A 14,437-nucleotide genomic window follows, 5' to 3' on the forward strand; every position below is an offset into this window, starting at 1 on the left:
GCCAGCCCCAGAATCCCATGGCAGCGTCGCCGTGGAAGTCGCCAATGACCCCACCAGTGTCGAGGATATGACGCGTCATCACACCCAGTGCTGCGCTGACCTGTTCGAGCAGTAAGAGTAATTGATCGCTTTGCATCTCCGACGTTCGCGAAAAACCACGCAGGTCGCAGAACATGACCGACAAATCGCATTGTCGAGGTTGCAGCCAGCTCTGTGGGTCTTGGCCTGACAACGCATCGAGAACGACCGGAGCGAAGAAGCGTCTCATCGCCAAGTGACGCTGTTGGAAGTGTGATGTTTGTCGGATCCCTGAGATCAGAGATCCCACCACTTCCGCGAACTTCACATCGTCGCCCAATCGATCCGCCAGCGTGGCTGAGTCGTCAGAGAGTTCTTTCCAGTTGGATCCCAATGCACGTGATCCCGCGACATAGATGGCCCATCCAGAGCACGCTTCGCTTCTTAGAGGCACACAAAAGGCCCAGTCAACATTTTCGGCCGCGGTGAATTCGACGCCACCATTGCGTTCGGTTTCCCATAAATGCAGAACACTTTCGCGACGGTGAAGTGCTGTTGTGACCAGGCGTGCGCTGACCGCATGTTGTTGCGATCCATTGTCGCGGCAATCGTAGTGCAACACCTTCATGTCCGAAGGTGATTCGTTTTTCGCCGCATCGATATCTGATCCCACACGGTCTGGAACATTCGCACGGACGATTGCTACTGCAGATGCGGACGGGGTCGCTCTTAGCAATGTGTCGGAAACACGAACCAATAGTTCTTCATCGTCGACACTGCCGGCGACAATGTCAGGAAGACGGGCGAGCAATTGGATACGACGTCGAGTGTCGCGGAAGTCTCTTTCACGCAGGACCGATGCGTCGAATGCCATCTCGGTAACGCCCTCGGCGCTGCCGATCATGGCAGAACGTTGCGAAGGAGGAATCGGGCCTTCGCGAGGCGTCGATGCATCAATGGCTCGCTCCTGTATCGACTGGCCTCGCATTACGTGACCGACGTCATCGGTGAACCCTGGGCGACGTGCGAGCGTGAAGGTGGTTTCGCCGATTACAAAGTGTTCGCCGGGCACGACCACGAATCGGTCACGGGGGCGACCGCGAAAAAAGATTGGGTTGCGAGCTCGAGCGTCTCGGTGAACCTGAATGCGATCGTTTTCTAAAATGGTCAGTATCGCGTGGCAACGTGAGATCGATTGATCCCAAGCGACTTGCCAATGAATCGTTCGTGTTCGACGACGGTCTCGTTGAAGATTAATTTCTCGTTCGGTGGGTTCTGAATCCGCTGTGTCGGTATCAGTCAGTTCGCCACCGGAAGACTGAATCGCGATTGGATCGGGCGAACCAGATGGCTGGCGGCCCAACAATACGTCGACACCGGCGACCAGTTCGGGAAGACCTTTGCGCCAACGGAATCCATCCCCGGCACCTTGAGCAATCAAATCAGGCATGCGTTGGTGTCGTCCGTGAGAGGTGAGTGGCGAATCGCAAGGTTTGATTTTCTATGATCGAGTCGTGTGTCTCAAGCGTCTTCTATTTGGGACGCCGCGAGTCCGGCGGCGCGTCCGGTGCTAAAGGCGGCTTGGAAGTTGTAGCCTCCGATCCAGCCGTCAACGTCCAAAATCTCGCCGGCGATAAAGAGACCATTTGCCAGTCGACTTTGCATCGTTCGCGGATCGACTTCGCTGAGCTTGACACCGCCGGCAGTGACTTCTGCTTTTGCGAACCCACGGGTTCCATTGACTGGCAGGTGCCAACGTTTGAGTTTTTCGATCATCAAATTGGCCTCTTTGTTCGGCAACTCGGCGAGCTTGCAGTTCGCATTGGCGGGATGGCATTCTTCGCAGATCGCGAGTGCTAAACGAGAGGGCACCCACTGTTGCAGGATGTTCGTTACCGATCGCTTGCCCGCTTCGCCTGCCCGGCGACCAAAGATTTCGCGTAGTTGGGGCTCGCTGGTTTCAGGCACGAGATCCAGTCGCATGACAGAATCTTGGATCCGGTCGTAAGCGGTCATGACACCACTGACATCCATCGCGGCTGGGCCGGAAAAACCAAAGTGGGTGAACAACCAAGAGGACCGACGTTGGATTTTGGGTTTCTTGCCTGATCGATGGTCAGGCGTGAAGACTGATACGTTGACGTCCGGCAGCGTCAGGCCGGAAAGAGCTTGAGTTGCATCGGTGCCGCCTACCAATGGAACCAATGCGGGACGCGTCGCCACGATGGTGTGCCCGAGGGCTCGCAACCATTCGTATCCGTCGCCCGTCGTTCCGCACCCCGGCCAGCTTCGTCCGCCGGACGTCACAATCACTCGGTCGGCGAAGAGCTCGTCGGCCCGGCCATTCTGATCGAAGCTGATTCGCCATTGGTTCGATGAGTCCGACGGCGGCTGAATATTTTGGACTGAGCAACGAAGTTCCAGGCGGACACCGGCATTCAACATGGATTGATGCAGGGCGTCTCGGACGTCGATGGCTCGGTTGCTGACAGGAAATATTTTACCCGTCTCTTCGCGTTTGGTTTCAACGCCGAGTTCGTGAAACATCGCAATGACGTCGGAGGGACCGAACTTCCCGATGCTCGGTTGCAGAAAACGTTTCGCGTGACCAAACGCCTCGGTGATGCCTTTGGAATCGGTGTCGTGAGTGATGTTGCAGCGGGTGCCGCCCGACATCAGGATTTTCACGCCCGTTTTAGTGTTTTTTTCGAGTAGCGTGACGCGTGCACCCGATCGGGCGGCCACGGCAGCGGCCATCATTCCCGCCGCCCCGGCACCCACGACGACGATGTGGAGACCGGTTGATTGGGTGGCCACTTGGGTCAAAACGTTGGCGTCCTATACGTCTTCAAGAAGGAGTTTGGCTTCGCTCGAGTGCCGTCGGCAACCATCTCGGCGAGGGGGATTCGTTCGACGGCAACCGCTCATTGGCGGGTTGGGATCACAAATCCGAATTGCATTTTGTTATCTCATTGACTAACTCTGATCTTACATCACAAGCGAAGACTCGTTCACACCCCCTTTTTTTCCATAGTGAAATGAGCGGCACCACTCCAAACGCCTCCTGTCACGGCTTTCGGTTCTCAGAGGCGCGAGCTCTTATCTCCGATTTGCAGCGTCCCAATCAAGCCATTTACTGGGTGGACTTTCTCGGGTCGATTCTGGCGGGACACGTGTTCCTTCACGGCATTTTCCTGCTGCCCTGGTTCTACGGATTCACGCCGCAGGTTTGGGCCGGAATGGCGGTGTGTTATGTGTTGACGCTCATCCTCTACATGCGGGCGTTGATGTTCATCCACGAACTGGTGCACCTGCCCGAGAAAGGGTTCACCGCGTTCCGCATTGCGTGGAACGCTCTTTGTGGAATTTTCTTTTTCGTGCCCTCGTTCCTTTACTACCCGCACGTCGACCATCACCGAAGAAAGCATTACGGGACGGAGCACGACGGTGAGTATTTGCCTTTGAGCAACCGGGGGCCGTGGTTGATCGCCGTCTTCATCGGGCAAGCGTTGTTCCTGCCTTTGCTGGCGATCTTTCGGTTTCTGGTCATCAGCCCGCTGTGCTGGATCGTGCCGAGTTTGCGACCGCTCGTTCATCGTCACCTTTCGACCATGGTTGTTGATCCGTTTTATGAACGTCCCGATGCCTCACCCAAGGTGATGCGAATCGTGTTGTTGCAGGAAGCGTTGTGCTTTTCCTGGTGCGTGTGGTTCTTGATTCGCGGCGGAATTTTGCGAGATCAATGGCTCGATCCTTTTTGGTTGATCGCTTATGCCGTTGGCGTTGGGATTCTCGTGCTGAACGAAGTCCGCACGTTGGGGGCTCATCGCTGGACCAACGATGGCGGCGAGATGAGTTTTTCAGAACAGTTGTTAGACTCGGTGAATTATCCCAACCACGCTTGGGCCAGCGAATTGTGGGGACCGATTGGAACGCGTTTCCATGCTTTGCACCATTTGTTTCCGAGGCTTCCGTATCACAACTTGGGCAAGGCACATCGTCGACTCACGGAAGGTTTGCCCGCCGATTCGATCTATCATCAGACGTCTGCAGAATCGTTGTTCTCAGAGATCGCTGCGCTTTGGCGACGCTCGAGAACCGCCCAGCGTGGTGATGTCATCGCAGCAGAACCGGCTGAATCCAACCGAGCGGTTCCGTCAACTTGAGTGTCCCTCCGATTGCGTTCGGAGAAGGGAGCTTCGAATCGTTTGCAACGCACACCGCCTACTTTTGTTGTCCTGCCTGGGACATCAAAGAATGGCGATCGTTCGATCAGATCTCACTGCCGATCAGCGACCTCGGCTTTCGTCAGGGAGTGACCGCAGTCGAACGGCTTCGAACGTATGGCGGAACGGTTTTCTGTGCCGAGCAGCACCTGTTGCGACTGCGTGAGACGCTTCGTTTGTTGAAGATTGAAAACGGGCCTTCCACCGGTCAGCTCGAAAGGTTGATCGAGGAGTGTTTGAAGCTGAACGCTGAATTGGTCCAGCAAACTGATGTCGGGATGACCATTTGGGTAACGGCGGGATCTGTCAAATTTGATCCGACTTGGGCCGTGCACCTCAATGCCATCGACCATGAAGCGGTTGCTCATCGTCAGTTGCACGGCCAGCCCATCGTCATCACGAATGTTGTACAGCCGCCAATGGAGTCCTGGCCTCGTCAGGCGAAAGTTCGGAATCGGCTGCACTACTATCTGGCTGATCTCGAAGCAAAGCAGGTGGATCCTGACGCGACGGGGATGCTGCTGGATCTGGATGGCAGTGTGACGGAATCCAGTTTGGCCAACATCGCGATTATTCGCGAAGGACGATTGATCGTCCCACCGGAAAAAAAAGTTTTAAAAGGAGTGACTCTTGGACTCCTTCGGCAGTGGGCGGATGTGCAGGGAATCCCATGTATGGAGGCACCGCTCATGCCGAACGACCTTCATAAAGCCGAAGAGATTTTGCTCGTGGGAACCGATACGGGCGTCTGGTTTGCCAGCAATTGCGGACAAGGGTGCGAGGTGCGTCAAAGAGGGGCGTTCTGCCGAATGATGCAGGAGATGTTGAGACGGTCGGCGGACCGCCCGATCAGCGGGGTCTAGAAGTGCTTGGGGGCCTTGGGGGAAATGTAGGGCTTGTCTTTCGTTAGGTCATTGCGCATATTCACCAGTCCGATGCAGGTAGTGTTCGCAAATGCGAATCAAAGTTCGGCTTGATATCACTTGCCCCGTGATGTCATCCACTTTGTAGGTGGTTCTGTGGGGACTGCATTGTGCCCCATTGGCAGTCTCCGCAGACCACCACTTTGACTCACATTGAATTGATTTGGAAACGCATTGGGTGAAGTCTCGCTGTTGAGCGACAGTTTGCGAAAGTTGCGCCTTCGGGGCCCCATTGGAAGCAATACCTCAGGTGGTGTGTTAAGATCGCTCCCTCGAGGCATCGTGTAGACGTGGATTGGCTCTTGTGAATCCAAATCGATTGGGTTCAGCCACGGTGCTTTCCTCCCCATAAGGGTTGAGGGTCGGAATGGTCCAACAGGTATCCGCCGCGATTCACAGATTGGCTTACCGTCGTCCATTCACAGAGGACCGGCGGGTGGTTGATCGCTGGTTGAATACTCATTTCAGCGCCGCCCTTACTACCGGCATGCTAGCCACCGGCATACTTGAAAGCGGATCGAATCGCTTTGATGCGAGCCCACCGGAGTTACCAGCCGAATCATTTCGCGCGTCGCTCACGGAACTGCGTTTGGAGTCGGGCGTTTTCTTAATGGATGACGAGCGAAGGTTGATCGCTTGGAATCAAACTCTCGAGGATCTGTTCGTCGAAGTGGAATTCACTGCCACTGAATCGTTGCCATCTGGTTTGCCGAGTGAGATGGTTCAAATGTTGATGGGTGGAGGCGAGCTGATCGCGCTCGGAGCATTGGAGTTGGACTATTCGTTTCAATCCAAAGACGATCGAGGGCGAATGTGCGTTTGGGACGTCAGTAGCATTCGACGCGAATTCGCTTCCGGTGATAGTGCGATCAGCGCGACACTGGTTCGTCCGGTTGCACTTCTGAAAGCGGATGCGACGGAGCAAGGATTGTCACTGAGCGAGTCGCTGCTGGTCTACCAGCAATTCGACTCGGTTGATCGTCAAATCTGCGAAGCGATCGCGATGGGAGATACCACGGGCGAAATCGCCACGATGGTCGGATTGACGCGGCGTTCGGTCGAAGTGCGTCGCGCGAAAATCCTGGAACGTTTGCAGTTCACCCGTCCGGTTGAGATCGTCCGATTGTTGGTGCGTCTAGAAGAGAACGGTTTGCTGTGAACCGGCAGGTTTGCCCGTCCTTCGGCAAACGCTGCTGATGCGGAGACGCGAAGCCTGCGTCATGCAGTCGTGGTTTCTGTGATCTTAAGATTGAACGCGTTGTAGTCCGAAACGATTCCGCGAGCTGCTAATCGATCTTGAATCAAACGTCCTCGTTCAATGGCCAGCGACATCTCGTGGTCTTCGAGCAAAATTTCGAATTGGTCCGTGGCGATGTGACCGATTAAGTAATCCGATCCGAACTCATCCTTGATTGCCGCAACCACATCCGACAACTTGGTTTGAGTGTCGAATTTGATATCAACCCGAAGCACGTTCGATGGGCGTCCCAAGCGATTCGCACGTTCGCGTTCTCGTTGAATCAATCGGCTCCAACCTTCACGGTTGAAGTAGCTCGTTGTTGCGTCAACCATTTGATGCAATGAATTGCGATCGCTTTTACGTTGCAACGATTGCAGTTGCAATTCCATCGACAGATAGCCGCCCAGCAATCGGGCCAGCAATTGAATCAACGGCAGGTGCTCTTCGAATTGCTCCGATTGAATCTCTGGATCGATGCCGCATAGCGTGCCAAACAGTTCGCCATCACGGTCAAAGATGGGGACTCCTGCGTAGGCACCAATCGGCAGCTTTTTTGAGATCGACGATTGTGCAAAGAGCGGGATCTGCTGGGCGTGTCGGGCGATCTGAGGTGCCGAGCCTTTAATCATGTGCTGGCAATACGAATCAGACCACTGAATCATGTCGCCTGAATCGACGGGATACACATGATTGGGATCGGAACGATCCAAGACGATCCAGGCTTCGTCCTCCGTCCGAGTGATCATCCAAAGTGCCAACCCAGTGGTCGATTGGAGGTACTCGAGAACGACGCGGCTTGCTTCACGAAAATTCATCGTGGGCGCGAGTAGAGTCTGAATCATGGCAAATCATTTGCAACATGGATCGTGATTCGAGTCCGTCTACCTTAACGAACCTGAGCGCTTCCCGGTTTTGATTATGTCAAAACACGCAGTGATCATACACCCAAAACCAGGTGTTCGTTGTGCGTTGAAGCATGTGTATTATTACATCTCTGATGGGGGGCGTGTATTCCGGGCGACACTGGATGGTTGCCATAAAATCTCGATTTCTTGCGGGCCCTGATTCTGCAAAGTCGCCAGACTCGTTATCTTACCACCATGCCTGCGGATTCCGATCTCAATACGAACGAATGCCGAACTGCCATTCAGCAGCGTGACGCTGCTTCATTGGCGGATTGTCTGATGGCCCATTCGTACGTGTTGATTCATCTGCGTGACGAAGATGATTCGGACGAACTGGGGGCTTTGACCGCGGAATTGGATGGTTCGCCTTATTTGGTGGCTTTCACCGGTCAGTCTGCCGCAGCTGAGTTTGTGGAGCTGCGAGCGGACCTTTTCGGGAATGATGAAGTCGGTGGCTTCATCGTCGACGGCGAAACCTTGCTCGATTACATCGCCGAAGGTTACGGGTTGCTGCTCAACGCCGATCTGAAATCGATGTGCCAAGTTGACTCGGAATTGGTTTCCGATGTCCTCGACGAATTGAATTTGGACTGAACCATCTTTCGGCAATGGCCTCCTGAACGGCGGTGCTGCTCGCCCGGATCGTTGAACGTTCTCGCTCAACCCAGTCGTGGCGAGAGGCGTCGATTGAATTCGAGTGCAGATCGACGATCGCTCGGGCCGTCGATCACCGCGGGCTCGTCGAGTCCCAGCTCCAAGCGATCTGATAAAGGCACCAACGCGCGAAAAGTTTCCAGGGCTTGCGAATTGTCTTTTCTTAATTCGTCGACCAAGTTGCGAAGTTTGTTCTTGGTTTCATTGGCCTCTCTTCGAGCACTGATACCCATCTGAATTTGGTACCGCATGACCAACGCGAGTGCGCGATAGAGTCGCGAGGTGTTAGCGGATTGTTCAACTCCGGCAAGTGCAGCGGACGCTTCGGGCCAGCGTTGCTCATCGATCAGCAATCGGGCTAGCTGGAGCGCCGCTTTCAAATGATAGATCTCTTCTTCGGGAGTGATTTCATCTTTGGGAAAGTACTCCTCCACCGCTTTCCACGCCGGCACGCTGTCTAGCGAGATGGCCTGCCAATATTGATCTTCGATGCTGGCGGTGCGAGTGACACTTGGTACTCCGATGGTCTGCGCAACCGATGGAGCTTTGGTCCAGATCGCGATTCCCCAGCCAGCCAATGCGGCGATGGCTGCTAATGCGATCACACCGCCCCAGCGCATCGTGTCGTGTCGACGATCGTTTGCGATCGCATCGGTGACTCGTTGCAACTGTATCGTCGCGGAGGTGGATCCCAAGTAGTTCACAGCAGCGGATGTGCGATCGGAATCGATCGAAGTCGTGCCACTTGAGCCCGAACCATTTCCGATTCGCGTTGATGGCAGGCCGGACTCGGAAGGCGACATGTTCGCTCGAATGACGTCGAGCAGTTCCATCGCGGATGCGAAGCGTTCACCCGGTGTCTTGCGAAGCAAACGCATGATTGTGGCGACCAACCAAGGCGGTAGGTCAGATGATCCGCGAGCGTGGTCAAGCGGTTGCGGCATTTCGTGCAAATGCTTGACCGCCAACGCCAGCGGTTCTTCGGCATCGAAAGGTGGCTGACCGGCCAGCAAGTGATACAGGGTCACGCCGAGCGAATAGAGGTCACTTCGGCCATCGACCTTGTGGCCTTGGATTTGTTCGGGACTCATGTAGCGTGGCGTGCCGAGTGTCAAACCCGCCCGCGTGAGATCCACCGCGCTGGCGTCCGTGTTAGACAACACACGTGCCAAGCCAAAGTCAGTGACTTTGATAGCACCGTCACCCGAACGCATGATGTTCTCAGGCTTGATGTCTCGGTGAGTGACTCTTGCAGCGTGGGCAACCACGAGGGCTTCCGTCACGCAGCGAAGGATTTCAATGCCTTCCTTCGCGGTGAATTGACCTGATTTCTGCAGGCACTGCTTGAGGTTCGAACCGTCGATCAACTCTTGAGCGATGAAGTGGGTGCCCTGATGGTCGCCGATTTCATACACCTGCACGATGCTGGGATGATTCAGGCAAGCGGCGGCTTGTGCTTCACGTTCGAATCGTTGCAGATCTTCTTGGCTGGTTTGTGGCGTGCGTCGCAGAACCTTCAGTGCGGCATCACGTCGGAGCTTCAAGTGTTTGGCTGCGTACACATCCGCCATGCCACCGCTGCCCAAGCGGCGCAAGACTTGGTAGTCACCCACGCGACAGCCAACTAGATCGCTCACGAAAGTGCCTTTGTGCTGTTGTTGGAAGACTCGCCATGACTAGGCGGGCGAGACGACGATGAATTGGACGTGGAAATCGGCTGGCCGGGTGTCAATTGAACCAACTCAGGTTCGGACAAACCGCGGTTTTGACTTCCGCTGGACAGGCCACCCAGTTCCAAGGTGACATATCGAAAGCCCATTGCAATGAATGAGCCAACTAAATCTTGGTTTTGCGTCCAGTCCAGGACCTTGGCGAATTCCTGTTGGGGAACTTCGATCCTGGCCAATTCGTCTGCGTGAAGCCGAACTCGACAGTCCGAGACGCCACGTTCTCGAAGCCAGGCTTCGGCGGTTTCAATGCGTTGCAATCGTTCCGGTGTGACTTCGACATGATACGCGATACGGCTGGCCAAACACGGGGAAGCCGGAAGGTCAGCGTTTTCCAGGCCGAAGTGCGCGGCCAATTGACGAACCGCCGATTTACCAATCCCCAGATCTGCCAGTGGCGTTTGCACACGAGCTTGCGTGCCGGCAGTGATACCAGGGCGATGATCGCCCAAGTCATCCGCATTGGTTCCGGAGACGATCGTCGCACCACGTTGCTCCGCGATTGGAGCCAGGAATTCATACAAGGTTTGCTTGCAATAGAAGCAGCGATCCGAATGGTTGCGTCGGTAAGACGACCGGTCCGATTCGTCGGTGGAAACAAACTGATGAGCGATTCCAACTTGCTCGGCCACGCGGCGAGCCCAATCGAGTTGCCACCGAGCAACTGCTGGCGACTGAGCCGTGACTGCCACAACATCGCCACCGGTTCGATGCGCCGCCGCGGCGACAACGCTGCTGTCGACGCCACCGGAAAACGCAACTATCAATCCGCCCATCTCTTTCAAGTGAGCGATCAGTCGATCGGCGAGCGGTTGAACATCGGTCATGAACGGCGACTCGCCATTTGCATTTCGCAAATCGTTAAAGCATCAGTTGCGAGTTGTGCGTCCAGCACTGGATGCAAGCTGCCACCTGCGACAACTTCCGCGGCCGCATCGATCTCACTGACAAAACCGTCGATCGGATCTTGCTCGCCCAAATCGGGACGTTCTAGTTTTCCATCGTTGTGCATAACAGTCAGAGGAATCGTGTCCGAGGATCCATCGCCATAGGCGGCGAACTCAAAACGTACCGTGGCCTTTTCGAAGGAGACCTCATAACCATGAGTGAATCCGCGGGCCGGTGAGTCGATCACGCCCCCGGCCAAACTGACCACGGGAGTGGCAACATCAGAATCAGCGGAAGCTGCGTATTCCAGAATCGTTTCGTATCGCTTTGGAACACCTTGTTGATTGTGGCTGACGCAGTGGGCTGCGGTCGGCATGCCAAACAACACACGAGCCAAGTGGGCGTCGTGTACCTGCAGATCGATCAGTGGTCCACCGACTTTTTCAGGGTCATAGAAATCAGGGATCCAATCCGGAGGACTGATCGTTCGCGAAAATCGGCCTGTGATGGGATTGCCGAAGCGACCATCGGATTGGGCTTCGACGAGAAAGCGAAAGGCGGGCATGAACGGCAGGATATGTGCGACCATCAATTGCCCCGGTTCCGCAACGTCCAGAAGCGAGCGAGCCGCTTCGGATGTCAATGCGAGCGGTTTCTCACACAGTACTTTCTTGCCCGACGCCAAGATTTTCTTGATGGCATCGACATGAAGATGCGGCGGCAAACACACATCGATCAGATCGATGGAATCATCTTCCAATAGTCCATCTAAGTTTTCGCTGACGTTCAACCCGGACACATCCCATTGTTCACCGGGTGGCCCAAAATTGCCTTGGATGCCTCGCCAATCGCCGGCTCTCTTCTTGGCGTCTCGGCTAGCAAAACCGACCAACTCCGCGGTCGCGCTGCGTTGGTAAGCGAGCTTGTGAATCCAACCCATGAATCCGACGCCCAAGATGGCGGCACGCATGGGTGTGTTGGCTTTCGAAGACATACACTGACCTGGCAATGAGGAGGGACGACGGCACGCGGTCGATTTGCCTTCGGCTTAGGAAGGATGGCGATCCGCGAGTTTGCACCGCCGGTGATCGAAGTCGTGAGGGATAGCGAAGCGAAGTGATCCGAGTGGAAGCTGTGCGAACGCGGCAGCTCAGCCCGGTTGGCGGCGACTACACGGCGGCCAGTTGGGCTTTTTGGAGTTTGGTCAAATCGGCGATACCAATTTTGCCCAATCGCAGCAGTTCTGCCAATTGAACGTCGTCAAACGTGGCTTCTTCGCCGGTGCCTTGCAATTCAATGAAACGCCCTGAGCCGGTCATGATCACGTTCATGTCGACGTCCGCAGCCGAGTCCAGTCGGTAGTCCAAATCCAAGACAACATCTTCGCCGATCACTCCGACACTGATTGCCGCGACCGAATCGCGAAGAACCGCGGTTGGGTCGACCGGGGGATCGAGTTCTGGGATCGCTGCCAATTGCGAGATCGCCAAAGACAACGCGATGTAGCCGCCGGTGATTGATGCGGTGCGGGTACCGCCATCCGCTTGAAGAACGTCGCAATCGACCGTGATGGAACGTTCTCCCAGGGCATGCAGGTCAACGATTGCACGCAGGCTGCGTCCGATCAATCGTTGGATTTCAGTCGTGCGGCCGTCGACCTTGCCGCTGCGGTCACGTCGTTTTCGTGGGCTCGTGCTGCCTGGCAGCATGTTGTATTCGGCGGTCACCCAGCCTTTGCCTCGCCCTTCCATCCACGGGGGAACGCTGGTTTCAACCGATGCCGTGCAAAGCACGATCGTTTTACCGCTTTTGTAAAGAACGCTGGCGGGGTTGGATTCCAAGTACCCACATTCGATTTCGACGGGGCGGATTTGATCGTGAGGGCGGGCGAGATCGGTGGCTGAGTTCATGCGTTGAGTGGGCGTCGCGAGCAGGGAGATGGTGAAACGGGCAGCCTATCTGACTTTGGACCCTTCATGGATAGGCGGAGCCCCAAAAAGAAGGTTGGCACGACAAATGCTCGGTAGGTGACGCTGAACTGATTTCTCGTCGAATGCTGGTTTTTCCACGTCGGCCGCTCGGAAATTGGGCGGTGTCGAGGACGGAAAGTCGATTTCTATGCGAAGGATTGATGAAGCCAAGGTTAAATTGGTGTTTGTGCAGAAGGTCATCGGTTGGTAACGTTAATTTAACGGAATGTTAACCTTGGCCCCGTTGTCGTGCCCTCGGAGGTGTTTATGGACCTGGAATTCGCTCGCCCTGATCTCGAACTGGCTTTGGCCGTGATCGTGGTGACGTTGATGACTTTGGGTGCCTATCGCCTGGGATGCCGATTCCAATCCGCTTCGGAACGATCGGACCGCTGGGTATTTTTGGGGCTGGTGGGAATTTCGTTCTTATTCGCATGGAGCTTCTTTGGCCGGCTGATCTGGGCGGAAGCGATCACGTCCTCCGCGGCACTCTACTGGTCCAACGTGACGCCAGTTGTTCTCGCGTTTTCCGCGGGAATGGCGGGGCACGCCGTCGATTTGCGTCGAAACTTCCGGCCTGCCGTCGCCGGGATCATGATGACGTTGGCGGTTGCTTTCGTCATAACGCCCATCGCTCGTCCGGTTTTGTTTCCATTGGATTGGGATCAACCTCCTGAACCACAATGGATGTCGCAGTGGCAAGACGGCGTTTACATCCAATCCAATTCTGCAAGTTGTGCCCCAGCGGCCGCGGTCACGCTCTTGGATCGATCAGGAATCAAAGCCGACGAACAAGATCTCGCTAGCGCCTGCCTGAGCAGTTCGCTGGGAACCGCACCATTGGGACTTTATCGCGGGCTGTCGACCGTCGCACGCCAGCACGACCGAAAGGCAAAGGTTGCTTCTCGCAATCCAAGTCATTGGCTCGAGAAAGGGCAATTGCCCAACGTTGCTTTGGTTCGATTTGGATTGACCGGTGACAATCCTCAGGACAACGGATTCTTGGGCAATGTCACGGTTGGACACGTCGTGACTGTTTTGGGCCAGACCGACGGTGGTCGTTGGTTGATCGGAGACCCGGCGGTTGGCAAGGTTTCCTGGAGCGATGAAGAGTTGCGAAGACGATTCACCGGGGAAGCCATCTATTTGGCTGGCGAGTGAATCGACTCCTTGATTCGTCGATCGGTTGATTCGATCGGCAATCAATCGTTGTCGGTTGATTTGGTGACCGCAATCGAATCACTGAGACGTGAATACATCTCGGGGCGACGATCGGCAAATCGATCGATGACGTGTTTTCCAGGCGTGCGTTCGATGCGTTTGTTGCGAGCCTGTTCTAGATCGATGTCGACGATCAGTTCTGTTTCTTCAGCACCTTTCGCGCGAGCCAGTTCAACGCCATCGGGACCGCAGATCGAACTTAAACCACAGTACTCAAAACCGCGTTCTTCGCCGATCCGATTCGCAGCGACAAAAAACAAGTGGTTCTCCATGCTCCGCGCCGGAGGAACGATTTCCGCGGTACGAGAAGCAGCGACGGGCCAATTGGTTCCCAGAGCAATGACGTCAGCACCGGCCAGTCCCAATGCTCGCATGGGTTCAGGGAATGAGCTGTCGTAGCAGATCCCCAATCCCACTTTGCAACCCGATTGAGTCGTGAATATTTGGTCGCAAGCGAGGCCGCGATCGACGAAACGGTCCACGCCCAGGTGTGGCAGGTGGACTTTGTTGTAGCGACCGATCAGCCCGGATCCGTCAATCATCAAAGCCGAGTTGTGAAGCTCGTCGCGATTCTTCCGAATCAGGGTCCCGATCGTGATCGTCAACTGATTGGCTTGGCAAGCTTCGATCAATCTTTGGATCGCGGGTGAATCAATCGTCGGGGC

At 55.4% G+C, this 14,437-nt stretch carries 13 protein-coding genes; 5 read left to right on the forward strand and 8 right to left on the reverse strand.

The window, feature by feature from the left end:
- A partial coding sequence (locus B2R17_RS10445) for an adenylate/guanylate cyclase domain-containing protein (RefSeq protein ID WP_286763935.1) occupies positions 1 to 1,468 on the reverse strand: 1,468 nt, incomplete at its 3' end.
- Between the two features lie 71 nt (positions 1,469 to 1,539).
- A complete protein-coding gene (locus B2R17_RS10450) occupies positions 1,540 to 2,835 on the reverse strand; it encodes an NAD(P)/FAD-dependent oxidoreductase (RefSeq protein WP_286763936.1) in 1,296 nt (431 codons plus the stop codon).
- Positions 2,836 to 3,056: 221 nt separating this feature from the next.
- Between B2R17_RS10450 and B2R17_RS10455 the strand changes: the two genes are divergently transcribed.
- The 3 genes from B2R17_RS10455 (at position 3,057) to B2R17_RS10465 (ending at position 6,326) form a co-directional block, all read left to right on the forward strand.
- A complete protein-coding gene (locus B2R17_RS10455) occupies positions 3,057 to 4,184 on the forward strand; it encodes a fatty acid desaturase family protein (RefSeq protein WP_286763937.1) in 1,128 nt (375 codons plus the stop codon).
- The gene (locus B2R17_RS10460) at positions 4,181 to 5,107 is read left to right on the forward strand and encodes an aminotransferase class IV (RefSeq protein ID WP_286763938.1); all 927 of its coding nucleotides are present in this window, start codon (positions 4,181 to 4,183) and stop codon (positions 5,105 to 5,107) included. The genes B2R17_RS10455 and B2R17_RS10460 overlap by 4 nt, the downstream gene beginning before the upstream one ends.
- 511 nt (positions 5,108 to 5,618) lie before the next feature.
- On the forward strand, positions 5,619 to 6,326 hold the full coding sequence (locus tag B2R17_RS10465; protein WP_236615581.1) for a helix-turn-helix transcriptional regulator: 708 nt from the start codon (positions 5,619 to 5,621) through the stop codon (positions 6,324 to 6,326).
- Between the two features lie 59 nt (positions 6,327 to 6,385).
- Here B2R17_RS10465 and B2R17_RS10470 read toward each other — a convergent pair whose 3' ends face one another.
- Positions 6,386 to 7,249 carry a GAF domain-containing protein gene (locus B2R17_RS10470; RefSeq protein WP_008665269.1) on the reverse strand — a complete coding sequence of 288 codons (864 nt, stop codon included), beginning with the start codon at positions 7,247 to 7,249 and terminating at the stop codon, positions 6,386 to 6,388.
- A gap of 342 nt (positions 7,250 to 7,591) precedes the next feature.
- Between B2R17_RS10470 and B2R17_RS10475 the strand changes: the two genes are divergently transcribed.
- Complete coding sequence (locus tag B2R17_RS10475; protein ID WP_236615580.1) at positions 7,592 to 7,906, forward strand: hypothetical protein; 315 nt, start codon at positions 7,592 to 7,594, stop codon at positions 7,904 to 7,906.
- A gap of 65 nt (positions 7,907 to 7,971) precedes the next feature.
- On the opposite strand, the gene B2R17_RS10480 is transcribed toward B2R17_RS10475, so the two are convergent.
- From B2R17_RS10480 to rph, 4 genes are all read right to left on the reverse strand, one after another.
- Positions 7,972 to 9,579, reverse strand: coding sequence for a serine/threonine-protein kinase (locus B2R17_RS10480; protein WP_008665266.1), 1,608 nt, complete (start codon positions 9,577 to 9,579; stop codon positions 7,972 to 7,974).
- 20 nt (positions 9,580 to 9,599) lie between these two features.
- Entirely contained in the window at positions 9,600 to 10,520 is a 921-nt protein-coding gene (gene larE, locus B2R17_RS10485; protein WP_286763939.1) for an ATP-dependent sacrificial sulfur transferase LarE, read from the reverse strand.
- On the reverse strand, positions 10,517 to 11,575 hold the full coding sequence (locus B2R17_RS10490) for a Gfo/Idh/MocA family protein (protein ID WP_008665262.1): 1,059 nt from the start codon (positions 11,573 to 11,575) through the stop codon (positions 10,517 to 10,519). Before B2R17_RS10490 ends, larE begins: the two co-directional genes overlap by 4 nt.
- 175 nt (positions 11,576 to 11,750) lie before the next feature.
- Complete coding sequence (gene rph, locus B2R17_RS10495; protein WP_008665261.1) at positions 11,751 to 12,491, reverse strand: ribonuclease PH; 741 nt, start codon at positions 12,489 to 12,491, stop codon at positions 11,751 to 11,753.
- Between the two features lie 327 nt (positions 12,492 to 12,818).
- Between rph and B2R17_RS10500 the strand changes: the two genes are divergently transcribed.
- The gene (locus B2R17_RS10500; RefSeq protein ID WP_008665260.1) at positions 12,819 to 13,712 is read left to right on the forward strand and encodes a C39 family peptidase; all 894 of its coding nucleotides are present in this window, start codon (positions 12,819 to 12,821) and stop codon (positions 13,710 to 13,712) included.
- A gap of 41 nt (positions 13,713 to 13,753) precedes the next feature.
- Here B2R17_RS10500 and B2R17_RS10505 read toward each other — a convergent pair.
- The coding region (locus tag B2R17_RS10505; protein WP_286763940.1) for a carbon-nitrogen hydrolase family protein at positions 13,754 to 14,437 on the reverse strand (684 nt) is incomplete at its 5' end.

Source organism: Rhodopirellula sp. UBA1907 (assembly GCF_002337565.1).
GTDB classification, from domain to species: Bacteria; Planctomycetota; Planctomycetia; order Pirellulales; family Pirellulaceae; genus Rhodopirellula; species Rhodopirellula europaea.